Annotated in this window: 26 protein-coding genes and 1 riboswitch; of the genes, 12 read left to right on the plus strand and 14 right to left on the minus strand. The window is 72.0% G+C overall.

Features of this window, described 5'->3' with window-relative positions:
• Nucleotides 1-67: 67 nt before the first annotated feature.
• Nucleotides 68-961: an SIS domain-containing protein gene (locus tag ACF062_RS30375; RefSeq protein ID WP_392142833.1), complete on the minus strand. Its 894-nt coding sequence runs from the start codon at nt 959-961 to the stop codon at nt 68-70.
• 307 nt (nt 962-1,268) lie between these two features.
• Here ACF062_RS30375 and ACF062_RS30380 point away from each other — a divergent pair, with 307 nt between their 5' ends.
• Genes ACF062_RS30380 through otsB form a run of 3 tightly spaced genes read left to right on the plus strand, consistent with a single transcriptional unit; the run spans nt 1,269 to nt 3,639 of the window.
• Nucleotides 1,269-2,486, plus strand: coding sequence for an ABC transporter substrate-binding protein (locus ACF062_RS30380; protein WP_392143018.1), 1,218 nt, complete (start codon nt 1,269-1,271; stop codon nt 2,484-2,486).
• Between the two features lie 9 nt (nt 2,487-2,495).
• Nucleotides 2,496-2,744: a DUF3263 domain-containing protein gene (locus ACF062_RS30385; RefSeq protein ID WP_392142834.1), complete on the plus strand. Its 249-nt coding sequence runs from the start codon at nt 2,496-2,498 to the stop codon at nt 2,742-2,744.
• Between the two features lie 19 nt (nt 2,745-2,763).
• Complete coding sequence (otsB, locus tag ACF062_RS30390; protein WP_392142835.1) at nt 2,764-3,639, plus strand: trehalose-phosphatase; 876 nt, start codon at nt 2,764-2,766, stop codon at nt 3,637-3,639.
• On the opposite strand, the gene ACF062_RS30395 is transcribed toward otsB, so the two are convergent.
• On the minus strand, nt 3,629-5,047 hold the full coding sequence (locus ACF062_RS30395) for a trehalose-6-phosphate synthase (RefSeq protein WP_392142836.1): 1,419 nt from the start codon (nt 5,045-5,047) through the stop codon (nt 3,629-3,631). The two genes, otsB and ACF062_RS30395, sit on opposite strands and share 11 nt — an antisense overlap.
• Before the next feature lie 51 nt (nt 5,048-5,098).
• A complete protein-coding gene (locus ACF062_RS30400; RefSeq protein ID WP_392142837.1) occupies nt 5,099-6,052 on the minus strand; it encodes a glucosyl-3-phosphoglycerate synthase in 954 nt (317 codons plus the stop codon).
• 162 nt (nt 6,053-6,214) lie between these two features.
• Nucleotides 6,215-6,373: riboswitch (SAM riboswitch) on the plus strand.
• A 17-nt stretch (nt 6,374-6,390) separates the two neighbouring features.
• Between ACF062_RS30400 and thrC the strand changes: the two genes are divergently transcribed.
• From thrC to groL, 4 genes are all read left to right on the plus strand, one after another.
• On the plus strand, nt 6,391-7,686 hold the full coding sequence (thrC, locus tag ACF062_RS30405; RefSeq protein ID WP_223775342.1) for a threonine synthase: 1,296 nt from the start codon (nt 6,391-6,393) through the stop codon (nt 7,684-7,686).
• A gap of 112 nt (nt 7,687-7,798) precedes the next feature.
• Entirely contained in the window at nt 7,799-8,074 is a 276-nt protein-coding gene (locus ACF062_RS30410; RefSeq protein ID WP_128432056.1) for a ubiquitin-like small modifier protein 1, read from the plus strand.
• A gap of 419 nt (nt 8,075-8,493) precedes the next feature.
• Nucleotides 8,494-8,697 carry a cold-shock protein gene (locus ACF062_RS30415; protein ID WP_005315736.1) on the plus strand — a complete coding sequence of 68 codons (204 nt, stop codon included), beginning with the start codon at nt 8,494-8,496 and terminating at the stop codon, nt 8,695-8,697.
• Between the two features lie 345 nt (nt 8,698-9,042).
• Complete coding sequence (gene groL, locus ACF062_RS30420) at nt 9,043-10,668, plus strand: chaperonin GroEL (protein ID WP_223775341.1); 1,626 nt, start codon at nt 9,043-9,045, stop codon at nt 10,666-10,668.
• 101 nt (nt 10,669-10,769) lie between these two features.
• On the opposite strand, the gene ACF062_RS30425 is transcribed toward groL, so the two are convergent.
• The 3 genes from ACF062_RS30425 to ACF062_RS30435 all read right to left on the minus strand — a co-directional run bounded on the left by ACF062_RS30425 (nt 10,770) and on the right by ACF062_RS30435 (nt 12,708).
• Nucleotides 10,770-11,453 (minus strand): Uma2 family endonuclease, encoded by a 684-nt coding sequence (locus tag ACF062_RS30425; RefSeq protein WP_392142838.1) that lies wholly within the window; start codon nt 11,451-11,453, stop codon nt 10,770-10,772.
• 59 nt (nt 11,454-11,512) lie between these two features.
• Nucleotides 11,513-12,334 carry a hypothetical protein gene (locus tag ACF062_RS30430; RefSeq protein WP_392142839.1) on the minus strand — a complete coding sequence of 274 codons (822 nt, stop codon included), beginning with the start codon at nt 12,332-12,334 and terminating at the stop codon, nt 11,513-11,515.
• Nucleotides 12,335-12,636: 302 nt separating this feature from the next.
• Nucleotides 12,637-12,708, minus strand: coding sequence for a hypothetical protein (locus tag ACF062_RS30435; RefSeq protein ID WP_392143019.1), 72 nt, complete (start codon nt 12,706-12,708; stop codon nt 12,637-12,639).
• Nucleotides 12,709-12,734: 26 nt separating this feature from the next.
• Here ACF062_RS30435 and ACF062_RS30440 point away from each other — a divergent pair, with 26 nt between their 5' ends.
• On the plus strand, nt 12,735-12,923 hold the full coding sequence (locus ACF062_RS30440; protein WP_392142840.1) for a hypothetical protein: 189 nt from the start codon (nt 12,735-12,737) through the stop codon (nt 12,921-12,923).
• Between the two features lie 15 nt (nt 12,924-12,938).
• Here ACF062_RS30440 and ACF062_RS30445 read toward each other — a convergent pair whose 3' ends face one another.
• The 4 genes from ACF062_RS30445 to ACF062_RS30460 all read right to left on the minus strand — a co-directional run bounded on the left by ACF062_RS30445 (nt 12,939) and on the right by ACF062_RS30460 (nt 15,453).
• On the minus strand, nt 12,939-13,208 hold the full coding sequence (locus ACF062_RS30445) for a type II toxin-antitoxin system RelE/ParE family toxin (RefSeq protein WP_392142841.1): 270 nt from the start codon (nt 13,206-13,208) through the stop codon (nt 12,939-12,941).
• Entirely contained in the window at nt 13,205-13,480 is a 276-nt protein-coding gene (locus tag ACF062_RS30450) for a type II toxin-antitoxin system Phd/YefM family antitoxin (RefSeq protein WP_223775334.1), read from the minus strand. Before ACF062_RS30450 ends, ACF062_RS30445 begins: the two co-directional genes overlap by 4 nt.
• A gap of 41 nt (nt 13,481-13,521) precedes the next feature.
• A complete protein-coding gene (gene murQ / locus ACF062_RS30455; protein ID WP_392142842.1) occupies nt 13,522-14,463 on the minus strand; it encodes an N-acetylmuramic acid 6-phosphate etherase in 942 nt (313 codons plus the stop codon).
• A 63-nt stretch (nt 14,464-14,526) separates the two neighbouring features.
• On the minus strand, nt 14,527-15,453 hold the full coding sequence (locus ACF062_RS30460; RefSeq protein WP_392142843.1) for a MurR/RpiR family transcriptional regulator: 927 nt from the start codon (nt 15,451-15,453) through the stop codon (nt 14,527-14,529).
• 71 nt (nt 15,454-15,524) lie between these two features.
• Between ACF062_RS30460 and ACF062_RS30465 the strand changes: the two genes are divergently transcribed.
• Both ACF062_RS30465 and ACF062_RS30470 read left to right on the plus strand, forming a co-directional pair.
• Nucleotides 15,525-15,881 (plus strand): hypothetical protein, encoded by a 357-nt coding sequence (locus ACF062_RS30465; protein ID WP_223775331.1) that lies wholly within the window; start codon nt 15,525-15,527, stop codon nt 15,879-15,881.
• A complete protein-coding gene (locus ACF062_RS30470) occupies nt 15,878-16,144 on the plus strand; it encodes a DUF4031 domain-containing protein (protein ID WP_392142844.1) in 267 nt (88 codons plus the stop codon). Before ACF062_RS30465 ends, ACF062_RS30470 begins: the two co-directional genes overlap by 4 nt.
• A gap of 10 nt (nt 16,145-16,154) precedes the next feature.
• Here ACF062_RS30470 and ACF062_RS30475 read toward each other — a convergent pair whose 3' ends face one another.
• Together ACF062_RS30475 and ACF062_RS30480 are read right to left on the minus strand one after the other, a co-directional pair.
• Nucleotides 16,155-17,369: a Cmx/CmrA family chloramphenicol efflux MFS transporter gene (locus ACF062_RS30475; RefSeq protein ID WP_392143020.1), complete on the minus strand. Its 1,215-nt coding sequence runs from the start codon at nt 17,367-17,369 to the stop codon at nt 16,155-16,157.
• 271 nt (nt 17,370-17,640) lie between these two features.
• Entirely contained in the window at nt 17,641-18,003 is a 363-nt protein-coding gene (locus ACF062_RS30480) for a hypothetical protein (RefSeq protein ID WP_392142845.1), read from the minus strand.
• Nucleotides 18,004-18,148: 145 nt separating this feature from the next.
• Here ACF062_RS30480 and ACF062_RS30485 point away from each other — a divergent pair, with 145 nt between their 5' ends.
• Nucleotides 18,149-21,142 carry a BTAD domain-containing putative transcriptional regulator gene (locus ACF062_RS30485; RefSeq protein ID WP_392142846.1) on the plus strand — a complete coding sequence of 998 codons (2,994 nt, stop codon included), beginning with the start codon at nt 18,149-18,151 and terminating at the stop codon, nt 21,140-21,142.
• Between the two features lie 21 nt (nt 21,143-21,163).
• Here the strand turns inward: ACF062_RS30485 and ACF062_RS30490 are convergent, their stop codons facing one another.
• Together ACF062_RS30490 and ACF062_RS30495 are read right to left on the minus strand one after the other, a co-directional pair.
• A complete protein-coding gene (locus ACF062_RS30490) occupies nt 21,164-22,234 on the minus strand; it encodes a GNAT family N-acetyltransferase (RefSeq protein ID WP_392142847.1) in 1,071 nt (356 codons plus the stop codon).
• 43 nt (nt 22,235-22,277) lie between these two features.
• The gene (locus ACF062_RS30495; RefSeq protein ID WP_392142848.1) at nt 22,278-22,934 is read right to left on the minus strand and encodes a hypothetical protein; all 657 of its coding nucleotides are present in this window, start codon (nt 22,932-22,934) and stop codon (nt 22,278-22,280) included.
• A 113-nt stretch (nt 22,935-23,047) separates the two neighbouring features.
• On the opposite strand from ACF062_RS30495, the gene ACF062_RS30500 reads away from it, so the two are divergent.
• Entirely contained in the window at nt 23,048-24,466 is a 1,419-nt protein-coding gene (locus ACF062_RS30500) for an MFS transporter (RefSeq protein WP_392142849.1), read from the plus strand.
• Nucleotides 24,467-24,582 lie beyond the last annotated feature (116 nt).

Raw genomic sequence — 24,582 nt, forward strand, 5'->3', positions numbered from 1 at the left:
GCCGAGAGCACGCACCTGACGCCGCGAGGCCGCCCTCCGGGCGACGACGCGAATTGTCAGACAGGCCCTAGTCGAGAATCACGCTCCTGGTCAGGTTCTTCGGGCGGTCCGGGTCGAAGCCGCGCGACTCGGCCAGCGCCACCGCGAGCCGCTGGGCGCGGATCAGGTCGGCCAGCGGATCCGCGTCCTGGCGGGCGACGAGCTCACCGCCGACCCGGGCCACGTCACCGGCAAGGCCCTCCGGCAGCGTGCCGAACATCCACGCCACGCGGCCGGGGCCCGTGATGGAGATCGGCCCGTGGCGGTACTCCATGGCCGGATACGCCTCCGTCCACGCCCCCGCCGCCTCCCGCATCTTCAGCGCCGCCTCCAACGCGAGGCCGTACGTCCAGCCGCGCCCGAGGAACGTCCACTGCTCCGCCCCGAGCACCGCCGCGGGCAGCGGCTCGGTCACCGCCAGCTCCGCGTCGACCGCCGCCTCGGCCACCGGCTTCACGCCGGGCACGTCGCCGAGCCCGGCCCGCAGGAAGGCGAGCGCGGTCGTCGCGAAGCGGGTCTGGACGACCGACTCCTCGTCCGCCCAGTCCAGGACCGCCACCGTGTCGGCCGCGTCCATGACCGGCGTCTTCGGGTCGGCGGTCAGCGCGAGCGTCGCCACCGTGCCCTTCAGCCGCCCGAGCAGCTCAAGGACCTCCGTCGTCGTGCCGGAGCGGGTGATCGCGACCACCCGGTCGTAGCGCCGCCCGGCCGGGAACTCCGAGGAGGCGAAGGCGTCCGTCTCGCCCTGCCCCGCGGCCTCGCGCAGCGCCGCGTACGCGAGGGCCATGAACCATGAGGTGCCGCACCCGGTGACGGCGACCCGCTCACCCGGCTGTGGGAACCCCGTGAAGGAGGCCGCCGCCTCCGCCGCCCGGTGCCAGCAGGCGGGCTGAGTGGCTATTTCTGCTGCGGTACGCGACATGCGGCAAGGCTCCTCGTCGTGCGGGACGTGAACGTGAACGTGCATAGCAGGCCGTGACGTGCTCAGGCAGGCCGTGACGTGCTTAGCAGGCAGGGGGCGGGGGCTGCAATGGACGTCCGTGGCCGTCCGTTGCACAAGTGATACTGGGCTGGTGTAGACCTTGTGTTCGGACCCGGGAGAAACTCGGGGGAAAATCGCAGTTCGACAGCGGTGGGGCGGACAAGCCCCGGTACGCGAAAGCAATGAGGGTGGGACAGCTGTGCAGCGGCGCGTGACAGGACTGACCGCGGCGGTGGCCGCACTGGGCATGGCGGGCGTACTCGCCGGCTGCGGCGGTCCCGGCGACTCCGGCGACGTCACCCTCAAGCTGGTGGCCGCCGACTACGGCGACTCCGCGGCGAACAGCTCCAAGAAGTACTGGGACAGGCTCAGCAAGGACTTCGAGGCCGACAACCCCGGCATCAAGGTCGACGTGACCGTCCTGTCCTGGAACGACGTGGACCGCGAGGTCAAGGAGATGGTCAAGAAGGGCGACGCCCCCGACCTGGCGCAGATCGGCGCGTACGCCGACTACGCCGCGCAGGGCAAGCTCTACGAAGCCGACGAACTGCTCTCCATCGCCACCCAGGCCGACTTCATGGCCCCGCTCGCCCAGGCCGGCGAGGTCAAGCGCATCCAGTACGGCATGCCGTTCGCCTCCTCCACGCGCCTGCTGTTCTACAACACCAAGCTGTTCAAGGAGGCCAACCTCACCCCGCCGCAGAGCTGGAGCGGGCTCCAGGCCGCCGCGAAGGCACTCAAGGCGCGCGGCGTGAAGATCCCGTACGCGCTGCCGCTGGGCCCCGAGGAGGCGCCCGCCGAGACGCTGATGTGGATGCTGAGCGGCGGCGGCGGTTACACCGACAACGTCGGCTCGTACGACATCGACTCCAAGCAGAACGCCAAGACGTTCGCCTGGCTCCGCGACGAGCTGGTCGGCAAGGGCCTGACCGGGCCGAAGGCGCCCGGAGAGATGAACCGCGCCGAGGCGTTCGCGGCGTTCTCGCGCGGCGAGGTCGGCATGCTCAACGGCCACCCGACGCTGATGAAGATGGCCGCCAAGAAGGGCGTGAAGTTCGGCATGGTGCCGGCGCCCGGCGTCAACGGCAAGGCGCAGGCCACGATGGGCGTCGCCGACTGGATGATGGCGTTCAAGCAGAACGGCCACCGCAAGGAGGCCGGCAAGTTCCTCGACTTCGTCTACAGCAAGAAGAACGTGCTCGACTTCTCCAACGAGTACGACATCCTGCCCGTGACGACCTCCGCGTTCGACGCGATGTCCAAGGACCGCGGCCACACCGAGCTGGGCAAGTTCCTCAAGGAGCTGCCGACCTCCCAGCTCTACCCTGTGGGCAAGACGTCGTGGGCGCAGGTCTCGGCCGACATCAAGAAGGACATCGGCAAGACCGTCGCCAAGGACGGCAACCCCTCCATGATCCTCGGCCGGATCCAGGGCAGGGCGGCGGCCGCGGAGAACGCGGAATAGCGTGGGGGCATGACCCACGACGAACTCCCGGGCCAGGGACTCTCCGAGCGGGACCGTGCCGTCCTCGCCCTGGAGCGGCGCGACTGGCCGGGCCCCGGCGCGAAGGAACGCGCCGTCCGTGAGGAGCTCGGCATGGTGCCGGTGCGCTACTACCAGCTCCTCAACGCGCTCCTCGACGATCCCCGGGCCCTCGCGCACGACCCGATTACGGTCAATCGGCTGCGCCGGGTGCGGGAGTCGCGGCGCGAGGAGCGCTGACACGGTTAAGGTCGGGCCCATGGGTGACCCTACGTACGCGCAGCCCGACCGGCACGGGCGTCCCGGACTGCCGGAACCCGTGACCCCGGCGGGCCGCGACGGCCTCGCCGCGCTCCTCGCGCGGCCCGAACGGTGTGTCGTGGCCCTCGACTTCGACGGCACACTCGCCCCCATCGTGGCCGACCCCGAGCAGGCCCGCGCCCACCCGGACGCCGTGCCCGCGCTCGCCGCCCTCGCCCCGCGCCTGCGATCCGTCGCGGTGGTCACGGGCCGCCCGGCGGGCGTCGCCGTGCGCTACGGCGGTTTCGCGGGCGTCACGGGACTCGAACACCTCGTGGTCCTCGGGCACTACGGCGCCGAGCGCTGGGACGCGGTCACCGGCACCGTCCAGGCCGCCGAACCGCACCCCGGCGTCGCGGCCGTCCGCGCCGAGCTGCCGGGCTTCCTCGACGAGATCGGCGCCTGGCGCGGCACCTGGATAGAGGAGAAGGGCCGCGCCGTCGCCGTGCACACGCGCCGCGCGCAGGACCCGCAGGCCGCCTACGACACGCTGCGCGCACCGCTCACCGAGCTGGCCGCCCGGCACGGCCTGATCGTCGAGCCCGGCCGCATGGTCCTCGAACTGCGGCCGCCGGGCATGGACAAGGGCGTCGCCCTCGCCGCCTACCTCCGCGAGGTCGGCGCGGAGTCCGTGCTCTACGCGGGCGACGACCTGGGCGACCTGCCCGCCTTCGCCGCCGTCGAGAAACTCCGCTCGGACGGCGTGGCGGGCCTGCTCGTGTGCAGCGGCAGCGCGGAGGTCACCGAACTCTCCGACCGGGCCGACCTGGTGGTGGACGGCCCGGCGGGCGTGGTGGGACTGCTGTCGTCGATCGCGGCGGCCGTCAGCCGGTGAGGGCCCGCAGCTGGTCCAGGAACCACTGGGCCGGCGGCAGCGCCGTCGCCGCCGCCGCGAGACGCTTGGTGCGCTCGGCCCGCTCCCCGGCCGGCATCGAAAGACCGGTGTGCAACGCCTCCGCCGTGGCCGAGACGTCGTAGGGGTTGACGCCGATCGCGTCCTCGCCCAGCTCCTCGTACGCACCCGCCTCCCGGGAGAGCACCAGCGCGCAGCCCTCGTCGGAGACCACCGGCACCTCCTTCGCGACGAGGTTCATGCCGTCGCGGATGGGGTTGACCAGCGCCACGTCCGCGAGGCGGTACGCCGCGAGGGAGCGGGCGAAGTCGTCGTCGACGTGCAGCAGCACCGGCGTCCAGTCGGGCGTGCCGTACGCGGAGTTGATCTCGTCGGCGACGCGTGAGACCTCCGCGGTGTAGTCGCGGTACACCGCGAGGTCCTGCCGCGAGGGATAGGCGAAGGCGATGTGGACGACCCGCTCGCGCCACTCGGGGCGGGTCTCCAGAAGCTCGCGGTAGGCGTGCATGCCGCGCACGATGTTCTTGGACAGCTCGGTCCTGTCCACCCGCACGACCGTCTTGCGGCCCTCGCCCACCTGCCGCCGCAGCGTCGCCATCCGCTCCTCGACGTCCTCGCGCCGCGAGCGCTCCCGCAGGAAGTCGGCGTCGGCGCCGAGGCCGTGCACCCCGATCCGCGTCCCCGACGTCCCGCCGAGCACGCGCACGCAGCACTCCGTGAACGCGTCCGCCCAGCGGCTGGTGAGGAAGCCGAGCCGGTCGGCGCCGAGCATGCCGCGCAGTACCTGCTCGGCCACGTCGTCCGGCAGCATCCGGAAGTAGTCGGCGGGCGCCCACGGGGTGTGCGAGAAGTGGCCGATCCGCAGGTCCTCGCGGAGTTCGCGGAGCATGCCGGGGACCAGCGTCAGGTGGTAGTCCTGCACGAGGACCGCCGCGCCGGGCGCCGCCTCCGCGGCCAGCGCCTCGGCGAACGCGCGGTTGTACGTCTCGTACGCCGCCCACTGCGCGCGGAACTCCGGGCCGAAGACCGGCTCCAGGGGCGTCTGGTAGAGCATGTGGTGGACGAACCACAGGACCGAGTTGGCGATGCCGTTGTACGCGGCGGCGTGCACGCCCTCCCGGGAGCCCGCGTCGACGTCGAGCATCCGCACGCCCGGCTCGCCGACGCCGCGCCGCACCGCCTCCCGGTCGCCCTCGGAGAGCGCCGCGCACACCCACAGGGCGGCGGGATCCTCGGAGGAGTCGCCGATGGCGCTCAGGCCGGAGACGAGGCCGCCGCCGCCGCGCTTGGCGGTCAGTTCACCGTCCTCTCCCACTGTGTACGAGACGGGGCCGCGGTTGGACGCGACGAGTACCTGCGCTGCTGCTGACTGAGCCGGATCGGACACCATGTGGCAAAACGTAGCCCGTCCAGGCGGCGGGCAAACGTACGGTTCCCGGCCTCACGCCACGCGTCGGTGCGCGTACTCGGCGATGCCGGTCATGGGCGGCCGTTCCTCGGTGTCCACGGCGTGGGTGCGCGGCACGAAGCCCTGCCCGCCCTCCTCGTCCCGTTCGAACTGCGTCAGCTCGGGCCGTACGAGATGTCCGCGCGCGAGGCGTACCTGCGCCGTCCGGTAGATCGCCGCCGCCATCCGGCCGAGCGCCTGCCCGTCCTGGTGGCGGTGCTTGCGCACCCCGACGTCGACCTGCGCCAGCGCGTCCAGGCCCACCGTGTGCAGCGCGTCCACGAGCAGCCCCAGCTCCACGCCGTATCCGACGGGGAACGGCAGCCGCTCCAGGAGGGACCTGCGGGCCGCGTACTCACCGCCGAGCGGCTGCACGAAACCGGCCAGCTGCGGCCAGTGCATGTTCAGCAGCGGCCGCGCCATCAGCTCCGTCACCCGGCCGCCCTGACCGGCGGCCTCGCCGAGCGGCCGGTCGTACATGGCCTTCACGAACGCCACGTCCGGGTCGGTCAGCAGCGGGCCGACTATCCCCGAGACGAAGTCGGCGGAGAACTCCCTGAGGTCCGCGTCGACGAACGCCAAGATGTCGCCGCCCGTCACCAGCAGCGAGCGCCACAGCACCTCGCCCTTGCCGGGGAGCGGCGCGACACGCGGCAGGATCTCGTCCCGGTGGACGACCTTGGCACCGGCCTCCCGGGCCACCTCTGCCGTGCGGTCCGAGGAGCCGGAGTCGATCACCACCAGCTCGTCGACGAGCGGGGCGCGCTCCATCAGCGCGCGGCGGATCTCGGTGACGATCGCGCCGACCGTCTCCTGTTCGTCGAGGGCGGGCAGCACGACGCTCACCGTCACGCCGGACGCGCGCTTGGCGGCGACGAGCCGGTCCAAGGGGCGGTCGGCGACCGACCAGGAACGCCTGTTCAGCCAGCGCTCGACCTCTTCCAGCACGGTCAGGGTCCTCCCGTATGTGATCCATCTCGCGGTTCGGACGACTATCTCAAGGGTCCAGGGCTTCGGTTACAGTCTTGAACAACGCCGGTGACCATCGCATGTCGGGGTCACCGTCACGTGATCGGCAACGATCCACAACTGAAACCCACAATCGAATACCGCTCATCCAGAGGGGCAGAGGGATACGGCCCGTTGAAGCCCCGGCAACCCTCCAGCCGGTCTCGTGTGCGATCAGAAGTGATCAGCGCCGCGAGGCTCCCGGCTAGGGAAGGTGCCAATTCCGTCTCGCGGCGAGATGCGCCGCGGGGAAGATGAGGAGAAAGGGCCTCGCCTCCATGGCTGTGCAGACTGTCGCCACCGAAACCCCCGCCCCGACCGTTGACCTCGGTCCCGCCTCGGGTCTCTCCTGCCGCGAGTGCGGAACGCGCTTCCCGCTCGGCCCGATCTTCGCCTGCGCCGAGTGTTTCGGCCCCCTCGAAGTCGCGTACGACCTGCCCCTCGGCGACCCGGAAGCCCTGCGCAAGCGGATCGAGGCCGGGCCCGCCAACATCTGGCGCTACGCCCCGCTGCTCCCCGTCCCCGCCGACGTCGCCGACAAGCCGAACCTCAACCCCGGCTGGACCAAGCTCGTCAAGGCCGACAACCTCGCGCGGGAACTCGGCGTCGAGCAGGGCAAGTTGTTCGTCAAGGACGACTCCGGCAACCCCACGCACTCCTTCAAGGACCGCGTCGTCGCGCAGGCGCTGGAGGCGGCCAGGGCCTTCGGCTTCACCACCCTGTCCTGCTCCTCCACCGGCAACCTCGCGGGCGCCGTCGGCGCCGCCGCCGCCCGCGCCGGCTTCCGCTCCTGCGTGTTCATCCCGCACGACCTGGAGCAGGGCAAGGTCGTCATGGCCGCGGTCTACGGCGGCGAGCTCGTCGGCATCGAGGGCAACTACGACGACGTGAACCGCTTCTGCTCCGAGCTGATCGGCGACCCGCTGGGCGAGGGGTGGGGCTTCGTCAACGTCAACCTCCGGCCGTACTACGGCGAGGGCTCCAAGACCCTCGCGTACGAGATCTGCGAGCAGCTCGGCTGGGAGCTGCCCGACCAGCTGGTCATCCCGATCGCCTCGGGCTCGCAGCTCACGAAGATCGACAAGGGGCTCAAGGAGCTGATCGCGCTCGGCCTCGTGGCCGACAAGCCGTACAAGATCTTCGGCGCGCAGGCGGAGGGCTGCTCGCCGGTGTCGGCGGCGTTCAAGGCCGGCCACGACGTGGTGCGCCCCCAGAAGCCGAACACCATCGCCAAGTCGCTGGCCATCGGCAACCCCGCCGACGGGCCGTACGTGCTCGACATCGCGCGGCGTACGGGCGGTGCTGTGGAGGACGTGAACGACGAGCAGGTCGTCGACGCGATCAAGCTGCTGGCGCGCACGGAGGGGATCTTCGCGGAGACCGCCGGGGGTGTGACGGTGGGCGTCACCAAGAAGCTGATCGAGGCGGGGCTCATCGACCCGGCGCTCACCACGGTGGTGCTGAACACCGGAGATGGCCTGAAGACACTGGACGCTGTCGCTGAGACTTCGCAGGCCACCGCGACGATCAAGCCCAGCCTTGAGGCGTTTCGCTCCGCGGGCTTGGCCGGTTAACCGCCGTAGGGCCTGAGCTTTCCTTTCCGGCCGCGGGGCCGTCGTGGCCGGTCGCGCAGTTCCCCGCGCCCCTTTCAGGGGCGCCCACTCCCGTATCTCGAAGGTGAACCTCATGAGCGTCAACGTCCGGATTCCCACCATTCTCCGTACCTACACCGGCGGGCAGGCCGAGGTCGCCGCCGAGGGGGCGACCCTCGGTGAGGTCATCGCCGACCTGGAGAAGAACCACACCGGCATCGCCGCCCGCGTCCTGGACGACCAGGGCAAGCTGCGCCGCTTCGTGAACGTGTACGTCAACGACGATGACGTCCGCTTCGAGCAGGGCCTGGAGACGGCCACTCCGGACGGCGCGGGCGTGTCGATCATTCCGGCGGTCGCCGGCGGGTGATCCTTTTCCGCAAGTTCCCTGCGTAATCTGAATTGCCCTCTCCCGCTCACAAACGGAGGGGGCAATTCTGCATGGTTGAGCGCGGTACAGTTGGGAAAGCTGCTTCGCCGTTTGTGCCGAGTGCATATACGAAGTCGGCCCGGGGCCGACAAGAAGTAGCCAAAGCGAACCGCCTCTTTGAGCCTTTCGTGGCATTTGACGGGCCCGACTTGCCCTGGATTCCGGCGAATTCTCCGCATATCGCCGATCGGGCGTGCCCAGAATTCTCGTCCGACTGACCTGTTGCAGACGGCAGTTGGACAGATACATTCAGCGGCGGTCGACGCGTTCCGGCGCACACCCCCATCCATGGGAGTGAGGTCTGACCCGGGTCCGCGAAGTGCGGTCCTGTGCAAGGGCCAGTAATAGGGGAGTTAGGCATGGCTCAGGGCACCGTCAAGTGGTTCAACGCGGAGAAGGGGTACGGCTTCATCGCGGTCGACGGTGGTGCGGATGTTTTCGTCCACTACAGCGCGATCCAGATGGACGGTTACCGCACCCTTGAAGAAGGTCAGCGAGTCGAGTTCGAGATCTCGCAGGGCCAGAAGGGTCCGCAGGCGGACATGGTCAAGCTCGCCGTCTAGCTCGGCGCGATCGACCACCGAAGCAAGCATCGCGAGGGGCTCGTATCCCACTGGGGTACGGGCCCCTCGTGTGCGCCCGGTCGCGCCCCGGCATGACCCGGAGATCCGGGAGAGGCGCTTGCACTCGCAGGGGTCGAGTGCTAATCATTGGGCTTAGCACTCTACGAGTGAGAGTGACAGAACTTGGGTCGGGTCGGTGAGGTCCGAGGGCCGCGTGGGGCAAGGAACCACACGGCACACGGTCCGTCCGTCGCGGGCGCCAGCACGATCCGTTTGATGCGTTTCCTCCCCCAAGCTCCTTGCGGGAGCAGGGGGGACCCCCATCGTCCGGGAGGACCACTTCACATGGCCAAGATCATCGCGTTCGACGAGGAGGCACGGCGCGGCCTCGAGCGCGGCATGAACCAGCTCGCCGACGCCGTCAAGGTGACCCTGGGCCCCAAGGGTCGCAACGTCGTCCTCGAGAAGAAGTGGGGCGCCCCCACGATCACCAACGATGGTGTCTCCATCGCCAAGGAGATCGAGCTCGAGGACCCGTACGAGAAGATCGGCGCCGAGCTGGTCAAGGAGGTCGCGAAGAAGACGGACGACGTCGCCGGTGACGGCACGACGACCGCGACCGTCCTGGCCCAGGCCTTGGTGCGCGAGGGTCTGCGCAACGTGGCCGCCGGTGCCAACCCGATGGCCCTCAAGCGCGGCATCGAGAAGGCCGTCGAGGCCGTCTCCGGCGCCCTCCTCGAGCAGGCGAAGGATGTCGAGACCAAGGAGCAGATCGCTTCGACGGCCTCCATCTCCGCCGCCGACACCCAGATCGGCGAGCTCATCGCCGAGGCCATGGACAAGGTCGGCAAGGAAGGCGTCATCACCGTCGAGGAGTCCCAGACCTTCGGTCTGGAGCTGGAGCTCACCGAGGGTATGCGCTTCGACAAGGGCTACATCTCGGCGTACTTCGCCACCGACATGGAGCGTATGGAGGCGTCGCTCGACGACCCGTACATCCTGATCGTCAACTCCAAGATCTCGAACGTGAAGGACCTCCTTCCGCTCCTCGAGAAGGTCATGCAGTCCGGCAAGCCGCTGCTGATCATCGCCGAGGACGTCGAGGGCGAGGCCCTGTCGACCCTGGTCGTCAACAAGATCCGTGGCACCTTCAAGTCCGTCGCCGTCAAGGCCCCGGGCTTCGGTGACCGCCGCAAGGCCATGCTCGGCGACATCGCCATCCTCACCGGTGGCACCGTCATCTCCGAGGAGGTCGGCCTCAAGCTGGAGAACGCCGGTCTCGACCTGCTCGGCCGCGCCCGCAAGGTCGTCATCACCAAGGACGAGACGACCATCGTCGACGGTGCCGGTGACAGCGACCAGGTCCAGGGCCGCGTCAACCAGATCCGCGCCGAGATCGAGAACTCGGACAGCGACTACGACCGCGAGAAGCTGCAGGAGCGCCTGGCGAAGCTCGCCGGCGGTGTTGCGGTCATCAAGGCCGGTGCCGCGACCGAGGTCGAGCTCAAGGAGCGCAAGCACCGCATCGAGGACGCCGTTCGCAACGCGAAGGCGGCCGTCGAGGAGGGCATCGTCGCCGGTGGTGGCGTGGCCCTGCTCCAGGCCACCCAGGTCTTCGAGAAGCTGGAGCTCGAAGGCGACGAGGCCACCGGTGCCGCCGCTGTGAAGCTGGCCCTTGAGGCCCCGCTGAAGCAGATCGCCGTCAACGCCGGCCTTGAGGGCGGCGTCGTCGTCGAGAAGGTGCGGAACCTGACGGTCGGCCACGGTCTGAACGCCGCGACCGGTGAGTACGTCGACATGATCGCCGAGGGCATCCTCGACCCGGCGAAGGTGACGCGCTCCGCCCTGCAGAACGCCGCCTCCATCGCCGCGCTGTTCCTCACCACCGAGGCCGTCATCGCCGACAAGCCGGAGAAGGCGGGCGCTGCCCCGGCCGGCGGCGGCATGCCGGGCGGTGACATGGACTTCTGATCGACCTCTGGTTGATCACTGTCCTGACGTTCACGTTTCGAGGGCGGCACTCCTTCTCAGGAAGGGGTGCCGCCCTCGGGCGTTTCCGGTTTCCGTCATGGTCAGGTGACGTAGTCCTTCAGCTTCTCGGTTTCCAGGGTGATGGCGACGGGGGAGGGGAGACGGACCGTGGAGCCGTAGTGGTACGGGCGGCGGTTCTGGTAGACGCCGTTCTGCGGGGCGCTGTGGACGACCAGGGTGTCGTTGTCCCGGTCGATGAGGAGGTGGACGGGGATGCCCACGTAGGCGTAGGCCCGTCCTTTCTCCAGGCGGTCACGCCGGTCCGTGTCGTTGTCGTGCGAGGTGACTTCGACGGCCATGAGGACGCCCTCCGGAGAGGCCCATTCGCCCTCCTGGTCGATGAAGTGGTCCAACGGGGCGAGGGCGCCGTCGGCCCTGGCCCGCCCATTGCGGTATGTCGGGACCCTGAGCCCCTGTTCGGGGTAGAGCGCCAGCTCGGGACGCTGCTGCATACACTGCCGAAGCAGCCACATGACGATGGCCCCGTGGAGCTGGTCCGGCACGGGTTTGACCTCTAGCTTTCCGTTGATCAGTTCGAGCGTGACCGTCTCCGGGGCCACACGAGCGAGTTCCTCGAAGTCCTCGACATCGATCGGGCCGTGCTTCAAGCGCAGCCTGCCGCCATAGAACTCCAGCCTGTTCCGGACGGTTTCCGGGGCTCGGCGTACCAGCTCCTCGAAGTCTTCGACGGACATCTGCGGGCGTTCATCGGTGCCAGGGGTCATGGTGGTGCCTCCTCCCTTCCATCGTGCCCCGGACCTATGTCGTCGGACCGTGGAAGCGTTCATGCGTGTGTCCTTTCGTGTGGAGAGTCGGCGGCGGTGCGGAGCGCCGTCACGTGGGCGCGGACGGCTTCGGGGGGCAGGGCCGCTGCCGTGGTGGGCGTCGGTTCGCCTCGGCAGGGGCCGCAGGTGCCGCCCGGCAGGGCCTCGGGGCGGCCGGGGGTCCCGCAGTGGGCGCATTCGAGGATGCGGAGGGTGGGGCGGGGCGGTGGGGGCTCCGGGGGCAGCTTGGAGGTCAGGCGGCTGCGGACCAGGGCCGCGGGGCTGTGGATGGGCGTAGGGAGGCCCGCGGTGAGGGCGCGCACGATGTCCGGTTCGGTGGCGCCGCGCTCGAACCATTGCGTGACCTGCGGTTCGAGGCGTACGCAGTCGATGTACGAGAGGGACAGCGCGGGCGCGGTCCTACCGAGCGCCGCCAGCAGGATGAACGCGCGGCTGCGGGTCGGCTGTCGCCGGGGTGGTCCGTCCGGGTCGGGCTCCTCCGGTACGCCGCCCCGCGTGAACGCCGTCCACCAGTCGTCGTCCCTCGCGGTGCGGGAGAACCACGTTCGGGTGATCCAGCGGGCGCTGCCCGTGCCGCGCACGTGTTCCCGGCCGCGCCGCAGGTGGCCCGCCGCCTGGATTCTGTTCAACGCCGTGCGCAGCGCGCACTGTCCGTACGGCAGCTCCTTGGCCAGCGTCTTCACGGAAATGTCCGCGCCGTCCGGAAGCCGGTCGACGTACGCGGCGATGGCCGCCTCACGGGGCGGCAGGTGCGCGAAGTCGTGGTTGGTGCGCGGGGGTTGGCCGGGCGTCGAACGCTTGCCGTAGCCCGGACTCGCCATGGGATGCGGAGACGGGTGCGGGGTCGCGTGCGTCGAGCGGGGGGCAGCACTAAGCTGGGCGTCAGCCATGGGTCGAACCTTCGATTCGATCTCGTGGTCAGACCCCCGCAGGTGTTCGCAGCACCTGGCGGGGGTTGTTCGTTATGTGGGCACGCTAGAGCTTCGTCACGGTGCGTGGCAAGCCGGACGCGGAAAGTGCGCGATCATGTCAACTCCGGGGGAGGGAGGGCGGGTTGAGACCCGCCTCCCGTTCCGTAGAAGCAGCGCTCGGGGCTGGTGGCTTGAGCTTCGGGGCCGGGTCGTCAGGCGTCCTCGGCCTCGGCCATCACCTGCCCGCCGCCCACGGCGCGCCTGAGCGCGGCCTCGTCAATCACGACCCACAACAACGGGGACGTACGCCGTGGACCACCGGGACGGCAGCGTCGGTCAGGTCATGGGCCACGAAGGCGGCCTCGTGCAGCTGCGGCCGCTGGGTGATGGGCGGGAGTGGGACTGCCCGCCGGAGTCGGTCGGTGACGTGCCGCCGGAGGACGTGCTCCGGGCCAAGGTGCGGGAGCTGAACCGGCGGGCCCAAGCGTGGCCGCGATGAGCGGAGCGCTTCGGCTCACATGGCGCGGTACACGTCCCGGCCGTTGCCGACATGGACGACGAGGATGACCAGTACGTCGTTCTGGATCTCATAGACCACGCGGAAGCTGCCGATGCGCAACCGGTACAAGCCGTCGTGCCCCGTCAGTTTCTTGGTGTCGGCGTCGTCGCGGTATGGGTCGTCGCCCAGCGCGGCGAGGGCCGTGAGGATGCGCAGCGCCTGCTGCCGGTCGACGGACCGAAGCTGGCGCTGGGCGTGCGTGGTGAAGCGGAAGGCGTACTTCACGCGGCATCGCCCGCAGCTTTGCCGCCGCCCCCCTCGAAGAGGTCCGCCAGGAGTTCGGCCATGCCGACGGTGGGGTCGTCACGGTGCCGCTCGGCTTCGCGCGCCGCGAGCTCGTCGGCCGCTTCGTCCAGCGCGTCCAGGACCTCTATGGGCACCAGGGCGGCGACACGCTTTCCCTTGCGGGTCAGCACGGTCACCTCGCCGGCCTCAGCCTTGTCGACGACCTCGGCGAGGTGGGCGCGGGCTTCCCGGATGGTGACGTTCTCGCTCATGCCTCGAGTGTACGCACAGGTGTGTACACCTGCTCCCTGGTTCAGCCGGTCCGGGAGTGGTCCAAGGCCGCGCGCAGGTGGCCGTTCGACGTGGTGAGGAGGTCCGCCGCCGTCGCGGCGTCGACTCCGCCGAGGATGGTGAGGATCGCGTTCTTCACCTCGCCGTCCGTCGCGGCGAGCGCGGCCTCGATCTCCTCGTCGGCGGCGCCCGTGGCGAGGGCGACGATGCGGCGGGAACGGGCGCGCAGCTTCTCGTTCGACGCGCGTACGTCCACCATGAGGTTCCCGTAGGTCTTGCCGAGGCGGATCATCGTGATCGTCGAGATCATGTTGAGGACGAGCTTCTGGGCCGTGCCCGCCTTCAACCGCGTGGAGCCGGTGAGGAGTTCGGGGCCGACGACGACCTCGATGCCGTGCTCGGCGGCGGCCGCCAGCGCGCTGTCCGCGTTGCAGGACAGGCCGATGGTGAGCGCGCCGTGGCGCGCACGGGCGTGCTCGACCGCGCCGATCGCGTACGGGGTGCGGCCCGAGGCCGAGACGCCGACCACCACGTCGGCCGCCGTGAGGCGCAGGCCGTCCAGGTCGGCGGCGGCCAGTTCCTTGCTGTCCTCCGCGCCCTCCACCGCCTCGACCATCGCGCCAGGACCGCCCGCGATGAGGCCGACGACCTCGCTCGGGTCGGTGTTGAAGGTGGGCGGGCACTCGGAGGCGTCGAGTACGCCGAGGCGGCCCGCCGTGCCCGCGCCCGCGTAGATCAGGCGGCCGCCGCCCGCCATGCGCTCGGCGGTGGCGTCGATCGCGGCGGCGATGGCGGGCAGTCGCTCGGCCACGGCCGCGGGGACGGTGGCGTCCTCGCCGTTCATGATCCGCGCGATCTCCAGGGTGTCCAGCCGGTCGATCTCGGACAGCTCGGGCCGGAACGCCTCGGTGGTGAGGGTGGCCAGCTGGGCGCGGAGCTCTCCGTAGTCTTCGATGGAGGTCATGGTGGTGGCAGCTCTTTCGTGTCCGTGGGGGGTGGATGGTGGGCGGGGTCGCGGCCGCCCCGCTCAGCGGCTGCTGCCGCCGCGCGGGCTGTGGCGGTGCGCGAGCGCTTCGTAGGAGGCGGCGAGCGCGGGCGCCGCCGTCTCGTACGTCCGCTGGGCGACACCGACGAACAGGCAGTCCACGACGAGGAGCTGGCTCGTGCGGGACGACATGGCGGCCGGCCTCAGCTCGCTCTCGCGCGCCGTCGAGGTGGTCAGGATGTGGTCGGCGTACTGCGAGACGGCCCCGTCGGGGCGGCCGGTGATCGCGACCGTGGTGGCGCCGTGCTCGAAGGCGACCCGCAGCGGCTCGATGACGTCACCCGTGGAACCGGAGTGGGTGATCGCGATGGCCACGTCCTTGGCGCGCAGCGTCACGGCGTTGGTGACGGCCAGGTGCGGGTCGGAGTGGGCGTGCGCGATGTGGCCGATGCGCAGGAGCTTCTGGGCCAGGTCCTGGGCGACCAGGCCCGAGGCGGCGACGCCGTAGATCTCGACGCGGGGCGCGGTCGCGAGCGCGGCCACCGCGGCGCCGAGCTGCACCATGTCGAGCGCGGCGGCGGTGTCGGCGAGGGTCTGCTGCTCGTCGTAGGCGAGCTTCGCGACGACGTCCGCCAGGGGATCGTCCACGGCGATGTCCGCGGTGACGGCGGGCGCCCGGCCCGACTGCTGCTGGGCGGCGAGGCCCGCGAGCGCGAGCCGCAGGTCGCGGTAGCCGGGGTAGCCGAGGAGGCGGGCGGTGCGGACGACCGTCGCCTCGCTGGTGCCGGTGAGCTCGGCGAGGCCGGTGACCGTGAGAGCGGCGCACCCCGCGGGGTCGTCGGCGACGGCCTCGGCGACGCGCTGCATGGAGCGGGTCATCGACGGCGCGAGGGTCCTGACCTTGGCCGCGAGGGCGGCGGGGGCCGGGGGAGCGGGGCCCGCGAAAATTTCCTTCACTTCGTTGGTCACCTCTGAAAGGTATTTTCACCGGTGGAGGCGGTCAAGACCCGGTACGGCGCGCATCGGGTGACAATGGCTCCATGGACACGATCGACCCCCTGGAGCAGGCGTTGCACGCCGCCCGCGCACTCGTCCTCGCCGACCTCGTCGCCCGTGAGGTCGCCGAGGCCGAGGTCGTCTCGCTCGTCGAGGAGTCGGTGGCGCACCGCCGCTGGTGGGTCGAGCAGTGGCCCGAGGGCATCTCGTACGTCGCCGGGCTCGTCGCCCAGGACGTGCAGGACGCCCTCCTTGAGCGCTACGGGCGCTGGCCGCTGTGCCCTGTCTGCGTCGAGGGCGACCCGCACGCCCTCGACGTCGAACCGGAGCTGGGGCCCGACCCGCACTGGGTGTGCGGCAAGGCGGGCGTCGTGGTGGCCCCCGTGGGCAAACTGACATGACGCTCTACATCGACCCGCCGACCTGGCCCGGCCACGGCCGCATGTGGTCCCACCTGGTCAGCGACGTCTCGCACGAGGAACTGCACGCCTTCGCCGCCGCCATCGGCGCACCGCGGCGCGCCTTCGACGGCGACCACTACGACATCCCCTCGGAGCGGTACGAGGACGCGGTGCGCGCGGGGGCCGTCGAGGTGGGGTCGAAGGAACTGGTGCGCAGGCTGACGGGGGCGGGGCTGCGCAGGCCCAAGGGGCGGTCGGTGTGACGCCGGTGGCCTAAGGGGCGGATGACGTGGCCCGGGTGGGGGCGGAGGCCGGGGTCGACGACGTGACCACGCGGCCGGGAGTCTTGCGGTGCAGGCGCAGGGAGACCGCCACCGCCGCGATCGCCGTCGCCGTCATGGCCGCGCCCGCCCACGCCGTGGCCGCGTAGCCGTAGTCCAGGTCGATGACCGTGCCGCCGAGCCAGGGGCCGCCGGTGTTGCCGAGGTTGAACGCCGCCGTCGTCGTCGCGCCCGCCAGGGTCGGGGCGGCGCCCGCGACGTTGAACATGCGGGCGTTCAGGGCCGGGGCCGTGTAGAACGCGCTGACTCCGAGCAGGAACGACAGCGTGATCGCCGCCGCCGGGGTCGCCGCGAACAGCGCCAGCGCGACGAGGAAGACCGTGGACGCCGCGATGCCGCTGAGCAGCACCCCGAAGAGGTGCGCGTCCGCGACCCGGCCGCCGATCGCCGTGCCGACCAGGGCGCCGAGACCGAAGAGGCCGAGGACGGAGGGGACCCAGCCGTCGGAGAGGCCCGCCACGTCCGTCAGGAGCGGGGAGAGGTAGGAGAAGGCGCAGAAGACGCCGCCCGCCGCGAACGCGGTGATCGTGACCGAGAGCCAGACCTGACGGTCGGCGTAGATCGCGATCTCCTTCTTGAGGCGCGGCTTCTCGGCGGGCAGCGGGATGCGCGGGATCAGCGTGAGGACGCCGACGAGCGCGACCGCGGAGGCCGCGCCGACCGCCCAGAACGCGGAGCGCCAGCCGAAGTGCTCGCCGAGGAAGGCGCCGGCCGGGACGCCGAGGACGTTCGCGATGGAGAGGCCGCCGATCATCACCGCCATGGCGCGGGCGCGCTGCCCGAAGTCGACCATCGCTATCGCCACGGCCGCGCCGACCGCCCAGAACCCGGCGCAGGCCAGAGCGCTGACCACGCGGGACGCGAAGAGGATCTCGTACGAAGGGGCGAGGGCGCCGGCGACCTGGCCCAGGCCGAAGACCGTGATGAGCGCGATGAGGGTGGTGCGCCGGGGCAGGCGCAGCGTCGCCACGGCGAGCAGCGGGGCGCCGATGACCATGCCGACCGCGAAGGCGGAGATGAGCAGGCCCGCGCGCGGGATCGAGACGTCCATGTCGTCGGCGATGGGCGGCAGCAGCCCGGAGAGCATGAACTCGCTGGTGCCGAGGGCGAAGACGGCCAGGCCGAGCATGTAGACGGCCAGGGGCATGCGGGTGGGCGTGCGGGGGCCCGTGGGCATGGACGTGGGGGAATCGCCGGCGTCCGGCCGCGCGACGGGGTCAGAGGTCGGCATGAACAGGTCCAACGCCCGCCGAGGGCTCCGGCATTCCTGGATGCTCGACTCGGCACTCCGGGTGCTCATGAGGAAGGGCGCCGTCACGTCATACGTCCCGTACGGGACGCGCGCTGCCCGCGCCGTCCGTACCGGCCGCACCCCCGTGGTGACGGCGCCCCTCCGCTCAGGACCCGCTAGCCGCGGGTCAGCCCTCCTGCCAGCTCACGCTGCCGACGCCCGTGCCGCCGAAGCAGCGGGCGCTCGACACGTCGGAGCCGCCCGGATGCAGGGTCTTCCAGGCTCCCCTGGCGTCCGGCCACGCACCGCAGACCACGACGGCACGGAAGGCCCGCACCTGGTTGGTGTTGTTCTTGCAGTGCGCGTGCCCGGTCCAGCCGTCCGTGTCCGTGGTGCACGTGAGGGCGTTCATCACCCCGGCCGGGGCCTTGGCTTGTCCAGACGGGGCCGCCGCCGCCCCCGGCGTGACGGCGGCGAGGACCGGCAGCGTCGCGACCGCCACGGCCGCGAGCTTGAGGGCGAGAGGGGTGAAGCGGCGAGACTTGGTCATGTCCCGGTCTCCTTCTGGATCGCGGTGGCGGCGCGCCTGACGCGGGCCGCTCCTCCATGACTGCGATGTTGCCGAGCGGCCCTGTCGCGGCGGTCACTTGACGGTCACTCGACACTCACGCGCGGTGCTGGAATCATGACGGAACGTGACAGCTGGGGTGGAGAACGCGGAGCTGGAGTACCGGATCCTCGGGCCTCTGGAAGTGCTCGCCGACGGCAGACCCGTGGCGGTGCGGGCCGCGAAACAGCGGGCCCTGCTGGCCTCGCTGCTCGTCGACGCGGGCAGCGTCGTCCCCACCGACACCCTCATCGCCCGGCTCTGGGACGAACCGCCGGACGGCGCGCGCAACGCCCTGCAGAACTACGTGCTGCGGCTGCGGCGCACGCTGGGTTCCGCCGCCGCCGCCGAGCCGATCCGTACCTGCCCGCGCGGCTACGTCATCGACGTCCCCGAAGGCGCCCTGGACCTGCACCGCTTCGACACCCTGGTCGACCGGGCCCGCGCCGCCGCCGCGGCGCACGCGCCCGAGCGGGCCGCCGCGCTGCTCGGCGAGGCACTGGCCCTGTGGCGCGGCCGGCCGCTCTCGGACGTACCGTCGGAGCGGCTGGCCCTGGAGGTCGTCCCCGCGCTGGACGAACGGCGGCTGAGCGCGCTGGAGCTGCGCACCGACGCCGACTTCCTGCTCGGGCGGCACGCGGACGTACTGCCCCGGCTGCGGGAGCTCACCGCCGCCCACCCGCTCCAGGAGCGCTTCTGGGCCCAGCGGATGCTCGCCCTCTACCGCTCCGGACGCCAGGGCGAGGCCCTCGATTGCTACGCCACCGTCAGCGCGCTGCTCCTCGACGAACTGGGCGTCGACCCGGGCGCCGAGCTGTGGCGGCTGCACCAGCGGATCCTCACCGCCGACCCCGCGCTGAGCGCGCCGCCGGCCCCGCGGGGTCCTCGGGCCAAGGGGAACCTGCCCGCCGAGACGACGACGTTCGTCGGGCGTGAGGCACTGCTCCGCAAGACCCGCACGCTCCTGGAGAGCGCCCGGCTCGTCACGCTCACCGGGCCCGGCGGCGTCGGCAAGACCCGCCTCGCCCTGCGCGCCGCCGCCGAGGCCGCGTGGGCGTTCCCGCACGGCGCCTGGCTCGCCGACCTCGCGCCGCTGACCGAACCGCGCCTGCTCGACCGCGCGGTCGCCGAGGCGCTCCGCATCCCCGACCAGTCCCTGCGGCCCGGCACGGAAGTCCTCGTCGAACATCTGCGGGAGCGGCAGCTGCTGCTGGTCCTCGACAACTGCGAGCACGTCGCCGAAGCCGCCGCCGAGCTGCTGGGCACGCTGCTGGGCGCGGCGCCGGGACTGCGGGTGCTCGCCACGAGCCGCCAGGGGCTGCGGGCCCCGGGGGAGTACCTGCTGCCCGTACCGCCCCTGGGCGTTCCCCGGCAGCGGGGCGCGGCGCCTTCGCTGACGCGCTGTGAGGCGGTGCGGCTGCTGGCCGACCGCGCCGAGGCGTGCGCGCCGCACTTCCGGATCACCGCCCGCAACCAGGAGGCGGTGGGCCGCCTGTGCCGCCGCCTGGACGGCATCCCCCTGGCGATCGAACTGGCCGCGGTCCGCCTCGGCACGCTCTCCGCCGAGGAGGTCCTGGACCGCCTCGACGACCGGTTCCGTCTCCTCTCCGCCAACGGCCCCCACCACCAGCGCACCCTGCGCGGCGTCGTGGACTGGAGCCACGACCTGTGCGACGAGCGCGAACGGAGGCTGTGGGCCGGGGTCTCGGTCTTCTCGGGCGGCTTCGACCTGGCGGCGGCGGAGGCGGTGTGCCCGGAGGATCCGGACGGCGAGGCCGTGTCCTGCCGCGACTTCGGGCAGGAGGGCGCCGCCTGCACGGGCGCCTCCTGGGTGGAGCCCGCCCGCAAGGACGCCTCCCGCGCCCCAGGTGTCCTCGCGGGCGGGCCCGCCCGCGAGGACGTCGTGGACGTGCTGGCGGCCCTGGTGCACAAGTCGGTGCTCACCGTGGACACGACCGGGTCGCCCGCCCGGTACCGGATGCTGGAGACGCTGCGACAGTACGGGCAGGGGCGGCTCAGGGAGACGGGGCGGCAGGTGCCGCTGCGGCGGCGGCACTGCGCGCACTACGGGTCCTTGGCCGCGCGGGCCGCCGCTCAGTGGTGCGGGCCCGGTGAGGTCGCCTGGCTGTCCCGGTTGCGGCTGGAGTCGCCGAACCTCCGGGCCGCCCTCGACTTCAGCGTCACGGGCGAGGGCGACGCCGCGGCGGGCCTCGAGATCGCCGCGAACCTCACCCGCACCCGGTACTGGTTCTTCAGCAGCTCCCTCGGCGAGGGCCGGCACTGGCTCACCCACGCGCTGGACCTCGCCCCCGAGGCCCCCGTCCCGCTGCGGTCCTGCGGTCTCGCGCTCGCCGCCTGGATCGCGCTGTGCCAGGGGGACCAGCCCGCCGCCGAACGCTTCCTGGCCGAGGCCGTGCGGCTCGGCGGGGCGGCCGAGGACGGCGTGACCCCGGCCGTACTGGCGTACATGGAGGGCGCCTTCGCCCTGCTCGCCCACAGCGACGCCGACTCCATCGCGCTCCTCGCCCACGCCAGGGAACGCTTTCGGGCGGGCGGCCAGGTCGGCGACGCGCACATGGCGACCATGATGTGGGCCATGGCCGCGGCGTTCCTCGGCGAGCGGGGGGCCGCCCTCGCCGCCGGGCGCGAGTACGCCGCCGAGGCCGACGCCCACCGCGCGGGCTGGGCCCACTCCTGGGGGCTGTGGGGCATGGGCCTCGCGGAGCTGCGGCACGGCGACGCCCACCGGTCCCTCGGCCTGTTCCGCGACTCGCTGCGCCGCCAGTGGGCCATCGGTGACCGGTGGGGGCCCGTCTGGGGCGTGGAGGCGCTGGCCTGGGCCGCCGCCGCGACCGGGGACCACGGCCGGGCGGCGCGGCTGATGGGGGCGGCGGCCCGGCTCCTGCGCACGACAGGGGTCGCGCTGACGGGGCTCAAGCCGCTCCACGTCGCCCATGTCGAAGCCGAACACCGCCTGCGCGCCGCCCTCGGCGAGGACGCCTACGCCGCCGCGTACGCGGAAGGGACGCAGACGCGGGACCCGGTGCGCCTGGCGCTGGGCGGGGCCGCCGCCGCCCGGTGAACACCCCCGCGCGGGCGCGGCTCAGGCCCGGCGCATCCCGTACGCCCACGCGGTGTCGCGGTCCGGCAGACGGGTGTACCCCGCGCGGGTCAGCACGCCCTGGGACGCCGTGTTCGCCGGGTCGGTCAGGGCCAGGAGGGAGGTGACCTCGGGGCGGGCAAGGGCCCACTCCGACAGCACCCGCAGGCCGGCCGTCGCATAGCCGTGGCCCCGCGCGCCCTCCGCCAGGTCATAGCCGACCTGCACGCAGCCCTCGTCGTCCGGCGGGCCGTGGAAGCCCATGCCGCCGATGGCGAGGCCGTCCTCGGCGCGCACCAGCGCGTACAGGCCCCACTCGGGCCGGTGCACCCCCTCGGCGTACGACTTCGCCACCCGCCCGGCCGCGCCCCGCGTCCCGTGGAAGGGGCCGCCCTCGATCCAGGCCAGCCCGCCCGTGCCGCCCGCCGCGAGGTCCGCGGCGGCCGCGGGGGACACCTCACACAGCGAGACCGGGCCCGCGGGCAGGGAGAGGCCGTTGTGCCAGCGCCACCGCGTGACCGGCGCGCGCCCCGGCAGGTCGCCGCGGCCGGTGGCCCAGAGCAGGACCCGCCACGGCGGGCCGCCGGCGGGCGAGACGTGCGGGAAGAGATGGCCGAGCACCGCCGCGCACAGCTCCTCGGGCGGCTCCGCCTCGACGCCGAGGGCCCGCGCGATGTCGTACGTGTGCAGGAGCATCTCGGCGACGGCCATCGCGGCGAAGCCCGCCGCGTCCGCGCTGCCGTGGGGGTAGGGGTGGTAGGCGCGGACGCCGGGCGGTGCCGTGCGGACCACCGACGCGAGGATGCCCGCGGCCGCCTCGATCGCCCGGATCGCGCCCTCGGGGTCCGTGCCCTCGTCGAACGTGACCTCGAAGGGCACATAGCCGCCGGTGGCGCGGCCGGTCAACTGCCCCGCGTACGCGACGAGGCAACCGGCCAGGTGCTCCGCCGTCTGCAGGCCGCTCCAGTCGAGCCCGCCCGCCGCCGCACTCCAGTCACGGTCGGCCGCCGCGCGCAGCACCTCGGCCGTGTGCGCGACGGCCTCCTCGACTCTGTCCCCACCCATGAGAAGCATGGGGGGAGCGTACGGAGTGTGCCGGTCCGGCGCGCGGCAATTTTCAGGCGTCCAGCAGTGCCAGTTCCGTCATGAGGTTCTCGCGGGCCGCCGTCTCCCACTCGGCCGCGCCGTACGGCGTCCTGAACAGGTGGGGCAGGCCGAGGAGTTGGCGCAGGACGGCCGCGCGGCCGGTGCGGAACGCCTCGTCCGGCACGAAGGCGTACTCCTCGCGGACGGCCGCGGCGTAGGCGGCGTACGCGTCCGGGGCCGCCGCGAGGATCGCCAGATCGGCGTCGCACAGCACCTCGCCGTTGCGGTCGCCCTCGGCGGGGTCGTGGGTGACGGTGAGACGGACGAGGCGGGCCACCTCCGCCGTCTGGGCGGCCGTCAGTCCGGCCTCGGGGAGGGCGCGTTCGGCCAGCCGGGCGGAGCGCTCCTCGTTCTGGGAGCGGTCCGGCGCGTACACCGCGTCGTGGAACCAGGCCGCGAGCCGCACCAGCTCGGCGTCGTCGGCGTGGTCCTCCAGTACGTCGATGTGGTCGAGGACCGCCGTCAGGTGGTCGACGGTGTGGTAGCGCCGCTGGGGCTCGGCCCAGCGGGCGAGGAGGTTGTCGGCGAACCGGTACGGGTCGTAGACGCACTCGTCGGTGTCCCGTGCGCGCAGCAGCGTCGTGAGCCAGCGGCCCCGAAGGTCCTTGTCGTGATGGTGGTCGGCCATGGGGGGACTCTAACGATGGAATACCCCCAGGGGGTATGTTACGGTCCCCGACGTCGGTCCGGGTGGTACCCCTGGGGGGTATCGGCCGGTACATCCGTGGAGGGGAAACAGCCATGCAAACCGTCAATCCCATGCGCTGGTGGGCACTGTTCGTGCTCGCCACCGCGCAGTTCATGGTCATCATGGACACCTCGATCATCGGGGTCGCGCTCCCCGAGATGCAGAGGGACCTGGGGTTCTCCCAGGGCGAGCTCCAGTGGGTGTTCAACGCGTACGTCATCGCCTTCGGCGGCCTGCTGCTCCTCGGCGGGCGCCTCTCCGACCTGCTCGGGGCGCGGAAGGTCTTCGTGGCCGGATGGGTGGTCCTGATCGCCGGGTCCGTCCTCGCCGCCGCCGCGCAGTCCGCCGCCGTCGAGGTCGCCGGACGCGCCGTGCAGGGCGTCGGCGGCGCGCTGATCGCGCCCGCAGCCATGACGCTGCTCATGCTGCTCTTCGGGCACGACGCGAAGGAGCTGGGCAAGGCCATGGCGCTCTACGGCGCCGCCGCTCCCGCGGGCGGCACGGCGGGCGTCTTCCTCGGCGGTGTCTTCACCGAGTGGCTCAGCTGGCCCTGGGTCTTCATCATCTACGTCCCGATCGGCCTCGCCACGCTCGCCGCGACCCGCCTGCTGCCCGCCGTCGAGGGCAGGCGCGGCTCCGTCGACATCCTGGGCGCCGTCTCGGTGACCGCCGGTCTCGCGCTCGCCGTCTTCGCCGTCGTCCGCGCGCCGGAGACCGGCTGGGGCTCGGCGGGGACCGTGCTGCAACTGGTGGGCGCCGCCGCCCTTCTGGCCCTCTTCCTCGTCGTCCAGAAGTCCGTCCGCGAGCCCCTCATGCCGCTGAAGGTGTGGCGCGTGCCGCGGCTCGGCTCCGCCAACCTCGCGATGACGCTGCTCGGCGCCGCGTGGATCCCGATGTGGTACTTCCTCAACCTCTACCTCCAGCAGGTCATGGGGTACGGCGCGTTCGCGAGCGGCGCTGCCCTGCTGCCGATGACCGGGCTCCTGATGGTCTTCATGACCGCCGTCACCGCCCGGCTCCTCGGCCGCTTCGGCGCGAAGAACCTGATCGGCACCGGGCTCCTCGTCCTCGCGGCCGGTCTGCTGTGGCTCGCCCAGGCCGGCCCGACCGGTTCGTTCGTGATCGACGTCCTGCCCGCCTCGCTGGTCGCCGCGCTCGGCATGTCCCTCGCCTACATCCCGGCGATGATGGCCGCCATGTCCGGCGCCCCGCAGGAGCAGGCCGGTCTCGCCTCCGGCATCGTCAACACCACCTACCAGGTCGGCTCGGCGCTCGGCCTCGCCGCCCTCACCGCGCTCGCGACGTCGCGGGGCGCGGGCGAACTGGGCGACCTGCCCAGGCTGACGGACGGGTTCAGCGCGGCGTTCACCGGTGCGGCGGGCCTCGCGGCGGTGGGCGGCCTGGTCACGCTGCTGGTGATGCGGAGGGAGTCCGCGCCGGCGAAGGGGGAGGCGGTGCCGGTGGACGCGTAGCGCGGTGGGCGTCCGTCGTCGGCTGCGCCGTACTCGCGCTCAAAAAACGCCGGACGGGCTTGAGACGGCTTCGGACGGGGCACGTGGGGCTTCGGGCGGGCCGGGTGATTCCAGTC

Source organism: Streptomyces sp. NPDC015345 (assembly GCF_043078805.1).
Taxonomy (GTDB): Bacteria; Actinomycetota; Actinomycetes; order Streptomycetales; family Streptomycetaceae; genus Streptomyces.

Bases quoted from the DNA above. Each gene is read 5' to 3' on its own strand.
- ACF062_RS30495 (WP_392142848.1), bottom strand. From the start codon at position 22,934: ATGGCCGACCACCATCACGACAAGGACCTTCGGGGCCGCTGGCTCACG.
- ACF062_RS30375 (WP_392142833.1), bottom strand. From the start codon at position 961: ATGTCGCGTACCGCAGCAGAAATAGCCACTCAGCCCGCCTGCTGGCAC.
- ACF062_RS30490 (WP_392142847.1), bottom strand. From the start codon at position 22,234: ATGCTTCTCATGGGTGGGGACAGAGTCGAGGAGGCCGTCGCGCACACG.
- ACF062_RS30410 (WP_128432056.1), top strand. From the start codon at position 7,799: ATGAGCGTCAACGTCCGGATTCCCACCATTCTCCGTACCTACACCGGC.
- ACF062_RS30425 (WP_392142838.1), bottom strand. From the start codon at position 11,453: ATGACCCCTGGCACCGATGAACGCCCGCAGATGTCCGTCGAAGACTTC.
- ACF062_RS30480 (WP_392142845.1), bottom strand. From the start codon at position 18,003: ATGACCAAGTCTCGCCGCTTCACCCCTCTCGCCCTCAAGCTCGCGGCC.
- ACF062_RS30395 (WP_392142836.1), bottom strand. From the start codon at position 5,047: ATGGTGTCCGATCCGGCTCAGTCAGCAGCAGCGCAGGTACTCGTCGCG.
- ACF062_RS30430 (WP_392142839.1), bottom strand. From the start codon at position 12,334: ATGGCGAGTCCGGGCTACGGCAAGCGTTCGACGCCCGGCCAACCCCCG.
- ACF062_RS30385 (WP_392142834.1), top strand. From the start codon at position 2,496: ATGACCCACGACGAACTCCCGGGCCAGGGACTCTCCGAGCGGGACCGT.
- murQ (WP_392142842.1), bottom strand. From the start codon at position 14,463: ATGACCTCCATCGAAGACTACGGAGAGCTCCGCGCCCAGCTGGCCACC.
- thrC (WP_223775342.1), top strand. From the start codon at position 6,391: ATGGCTGTGCAGACTGTCGCCACCGAAACCCCCGCCCCGACCGTTGAC.
- otsB (WP_392142835.1), top strand. From the start codon at position 2,764: ATGGGTGACCCTACGTACGCGCAGCCCGACCGGCACGGGCGTCCCGGA.
- ACF062_RS30380 (WP_392143018.1), top strand. From the start codon at position 1,269: ATGGCGGGCGTACTCGCCGGCTGCGGCGGTCCCGGCGACTCCGGCGAC.
- ACF062_RS30450 (WP_223775334.1), bottom strand. From the start codon at position 13,480: ATGAGCGAGAACGTCACCATCCGGGAAGCCCGCGCCCACCTCGCCGAG.
- ACF062_RS30465 (WP_223775331.1), top strand. From the start codon at position 15,525: ATGGACACGATCGACCCCCTGGAGCAGGCGTTGCACGCCGCCCGCGCA.
- ACF062_RS30470 (WP_392142844.1), top strand. From the start codon at position 15,878: ATGACGCTCTACATCGACCCGCCGACCTGGCCCGGCCACGGCCGCATG.
- ACF062_RS30475 (WP_392143020.1), bottom strand. From the start codon at position 17,369: ATGCCCCTGGCCGTCTACATGCTCGGCCTGGCCGTCTTCGCCCTCGGC.
- ACF062_RS30415 (WP_005315736.1), top strand. From the start codon at position 8,494: ATGGCTCAGGGCACCGTCAAGTGGTTCAACGCGGAGAAGGGGTACGGC.
- ACF062_RS30500 (WP_392142849.1), top strand. From the start codon at position 23,048: ATGCAAACCGTCAATCCCATGCGCTGGTGGGCACTGTTCGTGCTCGCC.
- groL (WP_223775341.1), top strand. From the start codon at position 9,043: ATGGCCAAGATCATCGCGTTCGACGAGGAGGCACGGCGCGGCCTCGAG.